Annotated in this window: 11 protein-coding genes; all 11 read right to left on the reverse strand. The window is 62.8% G+C overall.

Annotation, left to right across the window (positions count from 1 at the left end; all coding sequences use genetic code 11):
• Positions 1-78: 78 nt before the first annotated feature.
• Entirely contained in the window at positions 79-765 is a 687-nt protein-coding gene (locus OC71_RS08305) for a glycosyltransferase family 2 protein (RefSeq protein WP_041067035.1), read from the reverse strand.
• Positions 762-1361 (reverse strand): SAM-dependent methyltransferase, encoded by a 600-nt coding sequence (locus tag OC71_RS08310; RefSeq protein WP_041067037.1) that lies wholly within the window; start codon positions 1359-1361, stop codon positions 762-764. The genes OC71_RS08305 and OC71_RS08310 overlap by 4 nt, the downstream gene beginning before the upstream one ends.
• Complete coding sequence (locus OC71_RS08315) at positions 1358-2131, reverse strand: PIG-L deacetylase family protein (RefSeq protein ID WP_007966271.1); 774 nt, start codon at positions 2129-2131, stop codon at positions 1358-1360. Before OC71_RS08315 ends, OC71_RS08310 begins: the two co-directional genes overlap by 4 nt.
• A complete protein-coding gene (locus tag OC71_RS08320) occupies positions 2128-3126 on the reverse strand; it encodes an acyl-CoA dehydrogenase family protein (protein ID WP_041067042.1) in 999 nt (332 codons plus the stop codon). The genes OC71_RS08315 and OC71_RS08320 overlap by 4 nt, the downstream gene beginning before the upstream one ends.
• A gap of 1 nt (position 3127) precedes the next feature.
• Positions 3128-5287, reverse strand: coding sequence for a glycogen debranching protein GlgX (glgX, locus tag OC71_RS08325; RefSeq protein WP_041067046.1), 2160 nt, complete (start codon positions 5285-5287; stop codon positions 3128-3130).
• Positions 5288-5529: 242 nt separating this feature from the next.
• Positions 5530-5850 (reverse strand): DUF2934 domain-containing protein, encoded by a 321-nt coding sequence (locus OC71_RS08330; protein WP_041067049.1) that lies wholly within the window; start codon positions 5848-5850, stop codon positions 5530-5532.
• Between the two features lie 27 nt (positions 5851-5877).
• Complete coding sequence (locus tag OC71_RS08335; protein ID WP_041067052.1) at positions 5878-8646, reverse strand: malto-oligosyltrehalose synthase; 2769 nt, start codon at positions 8644-8646, stop codon at positions 5878-5880.
• A complete protein-coding gene (gene malQ, locus OC71_RS08340; RefSeq protein ID WP_041067055.1) occupies positions 8643-10721 on the reverse strand; it encodes a 4-alpha-glucanotransferase in 2079 nt (692 codons plus the stop codon). Before malQ ends, OC71_RS08335 begins: the two co-directional genes overlap by 4 nt.
• The gene (gene treZ / locus OC71_RS08345; RefSeq protein WP_041067058.1) at positions 10718-12520 is read right to left on the reverse strand and encodes a malto-oligosyltrehalose trehalohydrolase; all 1803 of its coding nucleotides are present in this window, start codon (positions 12518-12520) and stop codon (positions 10718-10720) included. The genes malQ and treZ overlap by 4 nt, the downstream gene beginning before the upstream one ends.
• A gap of 18 nt (positions 12521-12538) precedes the next feature.
• Entirely contained in the window at positions 12539-14125 is a 1587-nt protein-coding gene (gene glgA, locus OC71_RS08350; RefSeq protein ID WP_041067060.1) for a glycogen synthase GlgA, read from the reverse strand.
• A gap of 573 nt (positions 14126-14698) precedes the next feature.
• Complete coding sequence (locus OC71_RS08355; RefSeq protein WP_041067062.1) at positions 14699-15652, reverse strand: D-2-hydroxyacid dehydrogenase family protein; 954 nt, start codon at positions 15650-15652, stop codon at positions 14699-14701.
• Positions 15653-15658: the final 6 nt, after the last annotated feature.

Raw genomic sequence — 15658 nt, forward strand, 5'->3', positions numbered from 1 at the left:
GGATGGATTGCTGTGAGACGCTCCGAACCCTGGATTGCCGCGCAGCAGAGTATTGCTCATGAAAACCGGTTCGTCGCGTCACAGATCAATCTGATCCGCTTTTTTTATGTCTATCTGTACCATTTTTCGCAAGTAATCACCGAATCCGCCCCGGGCTCGGCTGTCCAGACGGGCGCTGGTGTGCACTTGCGGGCGATGGCTCCAGGCGATGTCGGCGCCGGACAGCTCCAGTTGCCGCACCAGTTGGACATCTTCATCGCAGGCCAAAGGTTTGAACCCCCCGGCCCAACGATAGGCGTCTGCGCTGATTCCGAGGTTGGCACCGTGAATGTGCCGATGCCCGTCACGCGCCTGATAGTGGCTGTGATAGCGGATTTGCGCGGCTTCGTCGAACGATTGATCCCAGTGCTCGACGGTTACCGTGCCGCATACCGCGTCGGCGCCCAGGCCCAACTGCGCCACCAGCCAGTCGTCGGCCACGCGGCTGTCGGCGTCGGAGCAGGAGATCCAGCGTGCACCACGCTCCAGTAAAACCTGCGCGCCGGCGGCACGGGCCTGGCCGACGTTGCGAGCGTCGATGTGCAGGCTCAGCACCGGAAAGCCGCTGACAATCTGTGCCGACCGGTCGGTACAACTGTCGAGCACCACCAGCACCTCCACCGGTTCACCGGCCAGCAGTCCATGTTTGCTGGCACGCAGAGCGGCTGTCAGGCACTGCTCGAGCAAGTCTTCTTCGTTGTGCGCGGGAATCAGAATGCCGATCATCGCAGGCCCTCCAGTGCGGCCACCGAGCGCGGCTCGCGGCTCCAGACCTCAAGGATGAAGTCGGCTTCCTGATGCAGCGCCAGACGCGGCAGCGGCAATTGTTCGTGAATCAAGTCATGCACCTGGCGGGCATTGAGCGGGCAGCCTTCGATGGACGGGCGCCAGTGGCACGCGAGCAATTGCCCGTCTGCGGTCAGGGAATCGCTGATGCGCCGGATCATGTCTGTCAGATCCTGGGCATCGAGGTAGTAGCCGATTTCGCTCAATACAATCAGGTCGAATTTTTCCTCCGGCCAGTCGCCGGGCAGGCGACTCTGGCGGACTTCGGCGTGGTCAAACAGGCTCAATCGGTTGCGCGCCAGGTTCACCGCCGCGCTGGCGGTGTCGCAACACAGCAGACGGTCACAGCGGCCAGCCAGTTCGGCGCTGAGTTCGCCATTGGCGCAACCGGGTTCGAAGATCGCCCGATAATGCGCGCGGGGCAGGGCGGCGAGGGTGATCGCGCGTTTGCGTTGTTCGTACCAGCGCTCGCGAAACGCCCAAGGGTCATCGCTGGCGCGGAACAGGCCTTCGAAGTAGCGATCATCGACACTCACAGGAACACCACTTCGAAGGGTTGCAGCAGACGATCCAGCACGTACGGCGCCAGCACCGGTTGCAGCCCGGCTTGCGGGTCGCCTTCCAGTTGGCTGGCAAAGGCATGCACCGCGTGGCGTTTGCGCGCCACTTGCTCGGGTGACAACAGAATCTTGCGCGCGCGCTGCCACGGCACTGCGGCGTCTTCGGGGGAGGCCCAGTGCCAGGTCCATACCGGCAGTTCGTGGCAGGTGGCGCCGACCCGGCGTGCGGCTTCGATGCTGGCGCGACCGGCGGCTTCGTGATCGCAATGGCCATCCTCGCACCAGGTGCTGAACACCACATCGCCGGGGCGCAAGTGGCGTTCGATGAACGCGACCAGAGACGGCTCATCCGCGGCAACCTGGCTGTCGCTGAAACCGCCGCGCAGCCATTTCATCCGGTGCAGTGGCACGCCGAGGCGACGCAGGGCTTCCGCCGATTCCTGCGGGCGCACCACGCTCAGGCGTTCGACCGGCCAGCGCTCGGAGCCGGGATGACTGGCGCTGCCATCGGTGACCGAGATCAGTTGCAACTGACGCCCGGCGGCGGCCAGTAACTGCAACATCCCGCCGCAGCCAAGCACTTCATCGTCCGGGTGCGGGGCGACAATCACCGCCCGCGCGCCCGGCGGCACCAGACTGAGGACATCGACGCTGTCCAGCGCCGCCAGGTGCCGGGAATGCTGCCATTGCAACAGGGAAGTCCCTTGGTGGCCGATGATCGGATCGGGTTTGTTCACGGCATTCATAGCGTCCAGGCCTCCTCGGGGTGTTCAGCCAGCGTTTGGCCAAGGGCCGCCAGATCACGCTCGGCATGGCTCTGGCGCAAGAACACCGGCAGATCGGCGTTCAACCGGGCGAAGTGTCGATCCTTGCAGAACGGCCCGGCGCCCAGCGCCCGGCCGACATCGCGCATCACTTGCTCAGCCGATTGTTCGACCACAGCGCGGGCGCGCTGGGCCAACAGTCGGGCATCGGCTTCGGGGTGCGCATCAATGTGCAGAGCACTGAAACGCAGCACATTCGCCGCTGCGTACAACGCCGCATCGACCGCACCGAGGTGCGCGAGGGCGTGTGGCTCCTGGCGTTGCGCGCAGTGTTGCCGCAGTGCCTCGGCAATCTGCCGTGCCGCGCCGTACCAGCATGCGGCAATGCCAATCCCGCCTTGCCAGAAACCGGGGCGCTGCAGGTAATCGCCAGGGTTGCCGATAGCCTGGGCTTCGACGCCGTCGAACAGCACTTCGACGCTGCCGGTGGCCCCCATGCCAACTGCCTGCCAGCCCTGATCGGTGATGGTCACGCCCGGTTGATCGAGCCCCACCGCCACCAGTTGCTGGCGATCTTCGGCGTCCCACGCCGTGAGCAGTGCGTGGCTGAGCACCGCCGCACCGGAACACCAGGCCTTGCGCCCGTCAAGGCGCACCATGTGCCCGGCCGGGCGCACTTGCACCCGCGCCTGCGGCGGTTCCGCCGCCCACATGCCCCAAGTGCTGCCCGGCGTGGGCGTCCCCCCCAGTTGTTCGATGATCGCCAATGCGTCGGTGTGGCCTTCATAGAGTTTGCACAAGCCCAAGTCGTGTCCGCCGACTTCGGCCAGACGCTGAAAACGCTCCAGCGTAAGGCCACTGCCCGGTAACGGCAGTTGATCGAGCCCGGCTTCGACCAACGCTCGCAGGCAGTGGCCGAGGGCGGCGGTGTCGGCGTAGTCCGGCGGGCGGCGCGCCAGATAGTGCTGCAGGTCCATATCAGTCTTCTTCTTCGCGTTGCAGTTCGAACAGCAGCAGCGAACGGCCGGTGACCGAGTATTCATGGCCGAACTCGAAGCGCTCCTGACCGCGAATGGCCGGTTGGTTGGTATCGATCATGCAGGTCCAGAAACTGCCTTCCGGCACTTCCGGCAGGCTGAAATTGACGATGTCGTGATGGGCGTTGACCACTAGCAGCAGCGTCGCGTCGGCACCCTTGCGGCGGATCCCGGTCTCCTGCGCACGGCCATCGAGCAGCATGCCCAGGCAACGGTTATGCGCGTCATGCCAGTGTTCGGTGGTCATCTCGGTGCCATCCGGCGCCAGCCAGGTGACGTCTTTGACGCCAATATCCTCGTTGTACTCGCCGACCAGGAAACGCCCACGGCGCAGAATCGGATAAGCCATGCGCAACTTGATCAGGCGTTTGACGAACTTGAGCAGCGCCTTGCCGTCTTCGCTGAGGTCCCAGTTGACCCAGCCGATCTCGCTGTCCTGGCAATAGGCGTTGTTGTTGCCGTCCTGCGTGCGGGCGAATTCGTCGCCGGCGACGATCATCGGCGTGCCTTGTGACAGCAGCAGCGTGGCGAAGAAATTACGCATCTGCCGGTGGCGCAGCGCGTTGATCTCGGGATCGTCGGTCGGGCCTTCGACGCCGTGGTTCCACGACAGGTTGTTGTTGCTGCCGTCCTGATTGTTCTCGTCGTTGGCCTCGTTGTGCTTGTCGTTGTACGACACCAGATCGTTGAGGGTGAAGCCGTCGTGGGCGGTGATGAAATTCACCGACGAATACGGCCGTCGCCCACGCTGGTTGAACATTTCGCCGGACGCGGTCATGCGGCTGGCGAAGTCGGCAACCTGGCCGTCGTCGCCTTTCCAGAAGGCGCGCACGGTGTCGCGGAATTTGTCGTTCCACTCGACCCAGCCCGGCGGGAAGTTGCCGACCTGATAGCCACCGGGGCCGCAGTCCCATGGCTCGGCGATCATTTTCACCTGGCGCAGCACCGGGTCCTGACGGCATGCGACGAGGAAGCTGTGACGCTCGTCGAAACCGTCGTGATAACGCCCGAGAATCGTCGCCAGGTCGAAGCGGAAACCGTCGACATGCATTTCGCTGGCCCAGTAACGCAGCGAGTCGGTGACCATCTGCAGCACACACGGATGGCTCAGGTCGAGGGTGTTACCGGTGCCGGAATCGTTGATGTAGTAGCGCTTGTCGTCCGGCATCAACCGGTAATACGAGGCGTTGTCGATGCCGCGCATCGACAGGGTCGGGCCTTGCTCGTTGCCCTCGGCGGTGTGGTTGTAGACCACGTCGAGGATCACTTCCAGATTGGCCTCGTGCAGGTGCGCGACCATCTCCTTGAACTCGGCGATCTTGCCGCTGGCCAAGTAACGCGGATCGGGGGCGAAGAAGGCGATGCTGTTGTAACCCCAGTAGTTGGTCATGCCCTTGTGCAGCAGGTGCTGGTCATTGACGAAGGCGTGGATCGGCAGCAGTTCCACCGACGACACGCCGAGTTTGCGGATGTGTTCGAGTACATCATCGACCATCAACCCGGCGAAGGTGCCGCGCACGTTCTCCGGCACCGACGGATGACGCATGCTGATGCCGCGCACGTGGGTTTCATAAATGATGGTTTTGTCCCACGGCACGCTGACGCGATGGTCGTTACCCCAGGTATGCGCCGGGTCGATGACTTTGCATTTGGGCACGAAGGGAGCGCTGTCGCGCTCATCGAAACTGAGGTCGGCGTCGGGATGGCCGATGGTGTAGCCGAACAGCGCCTCGGACCATTTCAACTCGCCAACCAGTTGTTTGGCGTAGGGGTCGATCAGCAGTTTGTTGTGGTTGAAGCGGTGGCCGTTGGCCGGGTCATACGGGCCATAGACGCGGTAGCCGTAGATCAGCCCCGGGTGGGCGTCGGGCAGATAACCGTGATAGATCTCGTCGGTGTATTCCGGCAGTTCGATACGTTCGAGTTCAACTTCTCCGGCGTCGTCGAATATGCACAACTCAACCTTGGTGGCATTGGCGGAAAACAGCGCAAAGTTGACCCCCAGACCATCCCAGGTCGCACCGAGCGGGAAGGGCAGGCCTTCACGGATTCTCGACGGTTCAGCGTGCGCTGCGGGCTCGGCTTTTTTTGGACTGGTCATGATTGCTCCTGCAAAACGGGTTGGTTCGAATAATCAACTGTGGGAAAAGAATCTGTGGTGAGGGGATTTATCCCCGATGGGTCGCGCAGCGGCCCTGCGACTGCTTCGCAGCCAATCGGGGATAAATCCCCTCACCACAGACATCTCTCCCTGACAGGGTTATCAGGTTTTTTAAGGACGAGTTGTCCCTGCGTGACGGGCGAACCCGCCACACGGTCATTCAGTTCGATAATCCGGGTGTGTCAGTTGGCCGGGGGCTTGCGTGGGGCGCGGGGCTTTTTCTCGGCGGCTTTTTCACCCGGCGGGACGACTTTGGCGGCGCCTGCCGGTTTGGCCTTGGCGGCCGCGGGCGCCTTGGGCTTGGTCGCCGCAGCCTTGCTGTCGGTGCCTTTGCCGGCGGTTTTGCTGCCCGCCGCTTTCGGCGCTTTCTTCGGTGCCAAAGCTTCGGCTTCAGCCAGTTTGCGCGCCATCTCCCAGTGGCGTGCTTCATGACCTTCAGGTTTGCCCTCTGATTCCCAGATCTGATAGGCGAACTCGCGGATGCGTTTATCGTCGGTACTCATCGCAATGCTCCTGAACTGAACTCGTCGTTACGTAAAGAGTTGGATAAACAGATTGACCGGGATATCCCCCAGCGCGGCGCTGACGTTCAGCTCCCTGTTTTTTGTGACTGCGCTGCTGTGAAAAAGTCCCTTCAGGTTTGTGTCAGAGGCGGCGAACGGTAAAACCACCCGTGTATCGCCCCAGCGCAGCGCATCAACTTGAGGGACGGCACCGTTTTCCAGCAGCGTCGCGCAGCGCACCGGGACGATCACGATGGCGTACATCCCCTCGTGCTCACGGGCAAACGCGAGCACGTTGTGCGCCTGGCTGCCCAGTACCTCCAAGGCTTGGTACGCGCCGCGCCGGAACAGCTCGGCGTGTTCGACGCGCAGGTTCAGCACCTCGGCGATCAACGCTTGCTTGATACGCCCGTCACGCCAGTTCGCCAGCAGCGTCTCGACTTCAATGCGTTGATGCAGGGCCTGCTCGCGAGCGGCGTAGTCCACCGGCCGGCGGTTGTCCGGATCGACCAGGCTGAAATCCCAGAACTCGTTGCCCTGATACAGATCCGGCACCCCCGGCACCGTCATGCGCAGCAAGGTTTGCGCCAGACTGTTGAGGGCGCCGGCCGCAGCGATACTGTTCACGGTCTTGCTCAGCGCGGCGCGCAGCAGCTCGCCTTCTGCACCGGTGAGCAGGCGTTGAGTGAACGTCTGCGCAGCGTTTTCATAGGCTTCATTCGGTGCACTCCAACTGCTCTGCAGCTTGGCTTCGCGCAGGGCTTTCTGCTGCCATTGCCAGATCCGCTCGGCGTAATCGGCCAAGCCGGCCTGATCATCATCGCGCAAGTGCAGCGGCCAACTGCCGAGCAGGGCTTGATAGAGGATCAGTTCATCAGCGGACGAGGGCTGTTGATCATCGTCACGCAGCGGACGGGCGAGGGCGCGCCACAACTCGACCTGTTCGGCGTACCAGTGGCTGCGCTCGCTGAGCACCGCCAGCCGCGCACGGGTGTCCTCGCCGCGTTTGTGGTCATGGGTGGCGGTGGCCAGCAAGTTGTCGGGAAACGCCTCCATGCGCTGTTGATTGATCGCGTGGAAGTCACTCAGCGGTGCGCTGAACTGTTCGGTGTTGTAGCCGACGTCGTTGCGCGACAGCAGCACCGCCGAGCGGTACAGCGCGGTGTCTTCCACGGCTTTGGCCGCCGCAGGGGAGGTCAGTTGCTGGAAACGTACGCAGGCGTGCTTGAGAATCTTGCGTGAGCGTCCGCGCGGTGTGTGCCGCCACGGCGTGCCACCGAGCCATGCGGCCACGCAGTCGAGCACCGGCCAGTCGCCTTCGCTCAGGGTCTGCCGGGCGCCGTCCATGGCTTGCTGGAAGAAGTGCTCATCCTGCGCCGAGCGACCGAGTGCGCTGATGTAGGTGCGATACACCGGAAAATGCACGATCAGCGCTTGCAACACGCGGCGAATCGCGCCGAGGGTCAGGTCGCGGGTCATCAGGTCGTCCCGGGCAACCTGCAGCAGCGCCTGAGCGACGCTTTCGAAGTCGCTGGCCAGCGAGCCATTGAGAATCTGCTGGCGCGCCAGTTGCGCTTCTTCGATGAACGCCGCCGGACGTTCGGTGCGCCGCTGCCACAGATCGCCGAGGACGTATTCGCCATCGGGGTCGTGTTGCAGCAACGAGAGCTGATTCATGAACTCGTAACCGGTGCTGCCATCCACTGCCCAGTCGGTGCGCAGGGTTTCGCCGGCACCGAGAATCTTCTCGACGTAGATCGGCAAGTGCCGACCCGGCGCGAGCAAGTCGAGGCGCCGCCGCAACTTGCGGCAATAACCGCGCGGGTCGGCGAGGCCGTCGATGTGGTCGATGCGCAAACCGTCGACCAGTCCTTCGGCGATCAACTGGAAAATCTTGCCGTGAGTCGCTTCGAACACCGCCGGGCGTTCGACACGCAGGCCGCCGAGTTCGTTGATGTCGAAAAAGCGCCGCCAGTTGATGTCATCCGCTGCGGTGCGCCAACTGGCCAGACGGTAGCTCTGGCGTTCGAGCAATTGATGAAGCTTGTCGAAACCTTCGGCAGTGGTGGAATCGTAATGCGCGAGACTTTCCTCGATCGCGGCGAAGATCTGCGGATCGCTTGCCAGCTCCTTCAATTCAGCTTTGAGCGGCATCGCCAGCGCGTGCGCGTCGTTCTGGTAGCTCAACGCACTGAAACGATCAGCCAGTGACTTCAGCGTCTCAATGGGTTTGAGCAGTTCACCGTAGTCATTCGGGCAGATCGGGAAGTGGTGTTCGTAATGCTCGACGTGGAAGCGCCCTTGCTGAGCGTCGAAGTGCAGTTTCAGTGTGCCTTCCTGCAACGCGACACCGTAATCGCTGCCCAGAAACGGCAGCAGCAACTGGCCTTCCATCAACGGGTCCGGTGAGTGCCACTGGATGTCAAAGAACTCGCCGTAGGGGCTGAGGCGGCCCCATTCCAGCAGGTCGAGCCACCACGGATTGTCCCCGCCGCCGACGGCCATGTGGTTGGAGACGATGTCGAGGATCAGCCCCATGTTGTGTTCGCGCAGGGTGCTGACCAGACGCCGCAGTGCCGGTTCGCCGCCGAGTTCTGGATTGACCTGGGTCGGGTCGACCACGTCGTAGCCGTGCATGGAGCCGGCGCGGGCCGCGAGCAGCGGTGAGGCGTAGAGGTGGCTGATGCCCAGGCGGGCAAAGTACGGTACCAGCGGCACCGCTTGTTCCAACGTGAAACCCTTGTGAAATTGCAGGCGCAGGGTGGCGCGTAGAGGCTGGATAAGCGTCTGGTTCATTGGTCACGCTCGGCAGCTTGCAGGCGGGCACAGGCCAGCAGTTCCAGACGCCGCGCGGCATCGGTGCCGTCGAGCAACGCTTCGCTGTTGCCGGGCAGGCGCCGCGACCAGTTCGGGTGGCTGTCGATGGTACCCGGCAGGTTGGCTTGTTCGTCGATGCCCAGCGCATCCTCCAGCGGCAGCAACACCAGCGGCGCGCGGGTGTGGCCGAGGAAACGCACGCTGGCGTCCACCACCTGATCGGCTTCGTGGGACTCTTCGCGAAAGTTCTGCGGGTCCTGACTCAGGGCCCCGCGCAGGCCTTCGCGTTCGCGCTGGCGATGACGGCGCCAGTCGATTTCACCGTTGGCATCGACAAAGCCCAGGCGCGCATTCCAGTCGATGTCACGGCCATGCCACCAGCCGTTGAGCGTCGGCAGATCGTGGGTGCTGGTGGTCGCCAGCGCGTTGTCCGGCCAGTCGAGGATCGGCTTGAAACGGGTGTTGTCCTGTTCAAACAACAGCACGCGCATGCCGAGAATCGAACGTGCGCTGAGCTTTTCTCGCAGCCCCTCGGGCACCGTGCCCAAGTCTTCGCCGAGGACGATGGCCTGATGCCGATGGGATTCGAGGGTCAGCAGGCGCAGCAGGTCGTCGAACGGGTAATACAGATAAGCGCCATCAGCCGGAACGGCGCCATTGGGGATCACCCACAGGCGTTGCAGGCCCATCACATGATCGATGCGTAGTCCGCCGGCATGGGCGAAGTTGGCCCGGAGCATGTCGATGAACGCGCGAAAGCCGTTGCGTATCAGGCCCTCGGGGGAAAACGCGGAAATCCCCCAGCCCTGACCGGAGCGGTTGAGAATGTCCGGGGGCGCGCCCACGGTGAGCGAGGCGAGCAATTCGTCCTGAAAGCTCCAGGCCTGACTGCCGGCGCCGTCGGCACCGACCGCGAGGTCGGCGATCAGGCCGATGCCCATGCCGGCGCTACGGGCAGCCGTCTGCGCGCGCTCCAGGCAGCGGTGGATCAGCCATTGGCAGAAGGCGAAGTAACCGATGCGTTCGGCGTATTCCTCGGCAAAGGCTTCAAGGGCGGCACCGCGCGGGTCGTGCCAGTGTTCCGGCCATTCCCGCCAGTCGAGGCTTTCGCCACGGGCAGCGCGCATTTCTTGAATCGCTTCGAAGCGGCAGTGATTTTCCAGCGCTTCGCCACCGGCATGACGGAAACTGGCGAAGTCCGGGTGCAACGGATGCTCGCCGGTGACAAAACCATCGTACAAGGCTTGCAGCAATGCCTGTTTGGCGTTGGCGGCGGTCGGCCAGTCGATCAGTTTCGAATCTTCCAGTTGACGAAATTGTTCCGCCAGCCCACTGGCGTCGATCGCATCGCGCAAGGCCCGTTCGCCAAGAATGGCGCCCGGCGCGGCATACAGGGGGTTGAGAAACAGACGGCTGGAGGGCGAGTAAGGGCTGTAGCGCCCGGTGTCGGCGCTGAACATCGCGTGCAACGGACTGATCGCCAGCGCATCGGCGCCGCGTTCGCCGGCCACACGAGCCAGTTCCTCCAGCGCCTGGGTGTCGCCGAAGCCGCAGTCGCCGGGGCGACGCAGACTGTACAGTTGCGCACTCAGGCCCCAGACGCGAGGGATAGGGTTGTCCACCGCATCGCCCACGCTGAAGCAGCGCTCGGGGGCCACGGCCAGAGTGAAATATTGATCGGCGATATGGACCTGCTGATAACCGACCGGGATCAAGCCGGGCAGTTTCGCTTCGGCGTCGAGTTTGAGGTTAAGGCGGGAGCCGTCTTCGAGGTGGATTTCGCAAGGTGTCTCGGGCTCGAAATAGCGCGCCAGATCAACGCCGACCCCGACATCGGCGGTCAACAGCGGCGGCAAGTGGCGATCTTGCTGTACTTGTTGCAGTTGCAGCAGGCTGGCATCGATTTCCTGCGCGGTGTTGGCCGGATGACCCAGCCCGGTAAGGACATTGCGCAGTACTGCCGGGGCTACTTTCTGCGGGCGGCCATTGGCGTCGATCCAGTCGACGGCGAGGCCGGCGCGGCTTGCGAGTATTTCCAGTTGCGCATCGCTCATAGGCGCTCTCCATCCAGAGGTTGCAAGGGGGTTGCGGCCGTGAGGCTGACAAGCGCGCAATACGCGGGCAGTACGCCCGGTTCCGACAGGGCAACGGCGGGCGGCTGCTGAAACAGCCACACGGCGTCGGTCTGTGCAGGGTTGACCACTGGCGTATCGCTGAGGTTCAGGTCAATTCGCAGCTCGCTGCCATCACCCAGACGCCAGCGCGCACTAACCGCGCCACGACCGAGCATGTGCGCCCCGAGCGCCTGGGTGCCGGACAGGTTGGGAATGATGTATTGATGGCGCAATTGCAGCAGGCGTCGGTACAGCGCGAGGGTTTCCTGCTGTTTTGCGCTGCCGCTGCCGATCAAGCGTGGCTGTGAGGCGTGGAAGGTCTTTTCAGCATTCGGATCGGGAATTTTTTCGCGCTGGTGCGGATCGGTGAAGGCGCTGAACGCGGCGAACTCATTGCGCCGACCTTCGCGCACCAGATCCGCCAGTTCACCGTGGTGGCTGGTGAAGAACAGGAACGGTTGCTCGGCGGCGAACTCATCGCCCATGAACATCAGCGGAATCATCGGTGACAGCAGTAACAGTACGGTGGCGGCCTGCACGGCGCGTGGGTCGGCTAATTGATGCAGGCGTTCGCCGAAGGCCCGGTTGCCGATCTGGTCGTGGTTCTGCAGAAACAGGATGAAAGCGGTGGAGGGCAGGTGTTCACTCGGCTCGCCGCGCGGTTCGCCGTGGCGGGTGATGTGGCCTTGAAACACGAATCCCTGGCTCAGGCAGCGGGCCAGTTGCTCAGTGGGTTGCAGCGCATAGTCAGCGTAATAGGCATCGGTTTCGCCGGTCAGCAGCACGTGCAGAGCGTTGTGCCCGTCGTCGTTCCACTGGGCGTCGTAATCCTCTTCGAGCAGGCTCGACTGGTTGAGCTCGTTTTCCACGGTCAGCCAGACGTGACGCGTCGGATCGATCTGTTGACGGATGCGTTGAGCCAGTTCGGGCAGGAAATCCGGGCTTTCGATCGCATGCACTGCGTCCAGGCGCAGACCGTCGAAACGGTATTCGAGCACCCACATCAGCGCGTTTTCGATAAAGAAGTCCCGCACTTCACGGCGGCGGAAGTCGATCGCCGCCCCCCAGGGCGTGTGCTTGTCTTCGCGGAAAAAACCTTTGGCGTAGCGCCCGAGGTAATTGCCGTCAGGGCCGAAGTGGTTGTAGACCACGTCGAGAATCACCGCCAGACCATGGCCGTGGGCGCTGTCGATCAGGTGTTTGAGTTGTTCCGGGGTGCCATAGGAGGCTTGCGGTGCGAAAGGCAGGACGCCGTCGTAACCCCAGTTGCGGGTACCGGGAAATTGCGCGACAGGCATCAGTTCGATGGCGGTAATCCCCAGCTCGACCAGACGCGCCAGATGCTGCTCGACTTCCGCAAAACCGCCGAGTGCGCCGACGTGCAGCTCGTAGATCACCGCTTCGCTCCACGGCCGGCCGTGCCAGGTGGTGTGCCGCCAGTCATAGGCCAGCGGATCGACCACCACGCTGTGGCGGTCAAGGTCACCGTCCTGAGCGCGGGAGGCCGGGTCGGGCACCTCCAGTTCACCGTCGATATTGAAGCGGTAGCGGGTGCCCGCCGGGCACCGGGCCTTGATCACGAACCAGCCATCGCCCTGCGGCAACATCGGCAGGGACTGGCCGTCTTCAAGTTCGACACTGACGTAAAACGCATCCGGTGCCCACAGCGCAAACTGAGTGTGTTCGGCGTCCTGCATGATCGCGCCGTGGGGCCAGTTTTCTTGGGTCCGTAACGGCATCGTGAAAAGCTCCCTGAGTTATTTGTGGCCGGCTTTACCCAGCGCCTTGGCGACCAGTCGTTCGTAGAGTTCGGCGTAGGGTTCGACCGCTTTGCACCAGTTGAACGGCGCGGCCATGGCCCGGCAGCGCATCGCGTTGAGCAATTCGGGGAAGGCGAAGACCTTGAACGCACGGCTCAGGGCTTCGCGGTAGCTGTCGGCGGTGGATTCGTCGAAAAGGAAACCGGTGACGCCATTCTCGATGGTGTCGGCCAGCCCGCCGGTATTGCGCGCCACCGGCAACGAGCCGAAACGCTGGGCGTACATCTGACTGAGGCCGCAAGGCTCGTAACGCGACGGCATCAGCAGGAAATCGCTGCCGGCGAACATGCGGCGGGCGTCGGTTTCATTGAAGCCGATGCGCACGCCGATCTGCCCGGGGAAGCGCAGCGCCAGCTCACGCATGGCCTGTTCTTCTTCCGGCTCGCCACGGCCGATGATTGCGATCTGGCCGCCGTTCTGCACGATGTATTCGGAGACGGCTTGCGTCAGGTCCAGACCTTTTTGATAGACCAGTCGCGAAACCACGGCAAACAGCGGGCCGCTGGAGTCGCTCAGGCCAAACAGTTCACGCACATGGGCGGCGTTGATCGCTTTGCCTTCCCAGTCGCCGATGGCGAACGGCGCGAACAGGTGCGGATCCGTCGCGGCGTCCCAGCTTTCGTCGATGCCGTTGGGAATGCCGCTGAGCAAGCCTTGCTGGGTCTTGGCGGCGAGAAAACCGTCGAGACCGCAGCCAAAATCCGGGGTGGTGATCTCTTGCGCATAGGTCGCGCTGACCGTGGTGATGTGGCTCGAATAGGCCATGCCAGCCTTGAGGAACGACATCTTGCCGTAAAACTCCATGCCTTCCTGTTGCAGAGCATGGGTCGGGATGCCGAGTTCCGGGCACGAGCCAAGGCTGGTCACGCCTTGATAGGCCAGGTTGTGAATGGTGAACAGGGTCGGCGTGCGCTGCCCGCGCCAGTGCATATAGGCAGGAGCCAGACCGGCCGGCCAGTCGTGGGCGTGCACCAGATCCGGGCACCAGTGAATTTGTGCGAGGTTGGCGGCGATGTCGGCAGCGGCCAGACCCAGGCGGGCGAAACGGATATGGTTGTCGGGCCAGTCGCGGCCATTGTTGGCGCCGTAGGGCGAGCCTTCACGTTCATACAGTTCAGGGCAGATCAGGACGTAGATCACCAGTCCGTCCGGCATGTCCATACGCCCGATCTTGCACGGGGGCAGTGCGGCATGGCCGCCGAGTTCGCCGATGATATGGATCGGGTTCTCGCTGTGCATCACCTGCGGGTAGCCGGGGATCAACACCCGCACATCGTGCAAGTGCGCCATGGCGCGGGGCAGGGCGGCGGAGACGTCACCCAGACCGCCGGTCTTCACCAGGTCGGCGATTTCCGAGGTGACGAACAGCACTTTCTTCTTGTTCGGATTCTGGCTGGCGACTGGCGTCAGCGTTTTGGTGCCCGGGACGCTGATCGACCGGCTGCCGGGAAGACTCATGGTGCTCGATTCACCAACCGCCTGCTGAGCACGCTCTCCCTGAATATCCAATGCCGCACTGATCATATGAATCTCCCGTGTCGTTGATCTGATTCTTGTATCGAACAAGCTGTGGCCAAATCCTGTGGCCGGGCGCAAACGCGCCACGCATCGGTGAGCAAACGCTACCCAACACGCGCAAGCAGAATGGGTGAAAGGGCCGTTGCAAGGATTGCACCAGTCGCGTTGACCCTGCCTTTCAGATGACCCGCCGCCATCGGCAAAAGTTTCGACAATTTTTCGGCTTTGTGACTGGCCGGTTTTAACCCGCGAAAATCAGTCTAGGCCAGATCCTAGAGCGGGCGAGAGCAAACGGGTAAATTGTTCGACAATCGGTTTGCAGGCAGCGAAAACCGTGGTGTTCAAGCCGGAACGCACCGACGAAGGGCAGGTTTTTTTGATGGGGAGGGCTAAAACGGTGACTGGACGGTCACGATTTTGTGCTAGCGGAAAGGCAAGGTGCACTGTTGTGGTGCGGTCAGTTTGTTGATCTGCTGAACACGGATGCACCTGTAGGAGCTGCCGAAGGCTGCGATCTTTTGATCTTGTTTTTTAGATCAAGATCAAAAGATCGCAGCCTTCGGCAGCTCCTGCACGGGGTCAGTTGAGGATTCGGATTGGGTTGCCGGCCGCCCACCCCTGAATATCCTCGATCATCTGTGCAAAGAACTGCGCATAGTTCTGCCGGCTGACATACCCCACATGCGGTGTGGCCAGCACATTGTCCAGCGTGCGAAACGGATGCAGTTCAGGCAATGGTTCCTGATCGAACACATCCAGCGCCGCTGCGGCGATCTTGCGTTTCTGCAATGCCTTGATCAGCGCCGCTTCATCGACGATCGGCCCGCGGGCGGTGTTGACCAGCAGCGCGCCGGGTTTCATCCAGTCCAGCGCCTGTGCGTCGACCAGCCCACGGCTGCGCTCGCTCAATACCAGATGCACCGACAGCACATCGGCCTGCTCGAACAGTTGCTGTTTGCTGACCCGGGTCACGCCGACGGCTTCAGCGCGTTCGGCGGTGAGATTCTCACTCCAGGCAATTACGCGCATGCCAAACACCTGACCGAATTGCGCGACCTTTTGACCGATGCTGCCCAGACCAAGAATGCCCAGGGTTTTGCCGTGCAAATCACCGCCCAGCCCTTGCTGCCAGCCGCCGGCGCGCAGGGCATTGGCTTCATTCACCAGATTGCGCGTGGCGGCCATGATCAGTGCCCAGGTCAGTTCCGGCGCCGCGTGCTTATAGCTGTCGGTGCCGCAGACCTGGATCCCGAGCCTGGCAGCCGCCTGCATGTCCAGCGCCGCGTTGCGCATGCCGCCGGTGACCAGCAGCTTGAGGTTGGGCAGGCGCTGCAGCAGGTCCTGATCGAAACGCGTGCGCTCGCGCATTACGCAGATCACCTGGTACTGGCCAAGACGTTCGGCCAGTGTGGCGTTGTCCGCCGGGTAGTCGTGCACAAACGTCACTTCGCCGATGCTGTCGAGCACCGACCAGTCGACCACGTCCCGCGCCACGTCCTGCCAGTCATCGATCACTGCAATCTGCACCGCCATCAGCCT

This window comes from Pseudomonas sp. W15Feb9B, assembly GCF_000828175.1.
Taxonomy (GTDB): Bacteria; Pseudomonadota; Gammaproteobacteria; order Pseudomonadales; family Pseudomonadaceae; genus Aquipseudomonas; species Aquipseudomonas parakoreensis.

What these genes read in the sequence shown, in the direction of transcription:
- treZ (WP_041067058.1), bottom strand. Translation starts at nt 12,520, where the DNA reads ATGCCGTTACGGACCCAAGAAAACTGGCCCCACGGCGCGATCATGCAG.
- malQ (WP_041067055.1), bottom strand. Translation starts at nt 10,721, where the DNA reads ATGAGCGATGCGCAACTGGAAATACTCGCAAGCCGCGCCGGCCTCGCC.
- glgX (WP_041067046.1), bottom strand. Translation starts at nt 5,287, where the DNA reads ATGACCAGTCCAAAAAAAGCCGAGCCCGCAGCGCACGCTGAACCGTCG.
- OC71_RS08335 (WP_041067052.1), bottom strand. Translation starts at nt 8,646, where the DNA reads ATGAACCAGACGCTTATCCAGCCTCTACGCGCCACCCTGCGCCTGCAA.
- glgA (WP_041067060.1), bottom strand. Translation starts at nt 14,125, where the DNA reads ATGATCAGTGCGGCATTGGATATTCAGGGAGAGCGTGCTCAGCAGGCG.
- OC71_RS08330 (WP_041067049.1), bottom strand. Translation starts at nt 5,850, where the DNA reads ATGAGTACCGACGATAAACGCATCCGCGAGTTCGCCTATCAGATCTGG.
- OC71_RS08320 (WP_041067042.1), bottom strand. Translation starts at nt 3,126, where the DNA reads ATGGACCTGCAGCACTATCTGGCGCGCCGCCCGCCGGACTACGCCGAC.
- OC71_RS08315 (WP_007966271.1), bottom strand. Translation starts at nt 2,131, where the DNA reads ATGAATGCCGTGAACAAACCCGATCCGATCATCGGCCACCAAGGGACT.
- OC71_RS08355 (WP_041067062.1), bottom strand. Translation starts at nt 15,652, where the DNA reads ATGGCGGTGCAGATTGCAGTGATCGATGACTGGCAGGACGTGGCGCGG.
- OC71_RS08305 (WP_041067035.1), bottom strand. Translation starts at nt 765, where the DNA reads ATGATCGGCATTCTGATTCCCGCGCACAACGAAGAAGACTTGCTCGAG.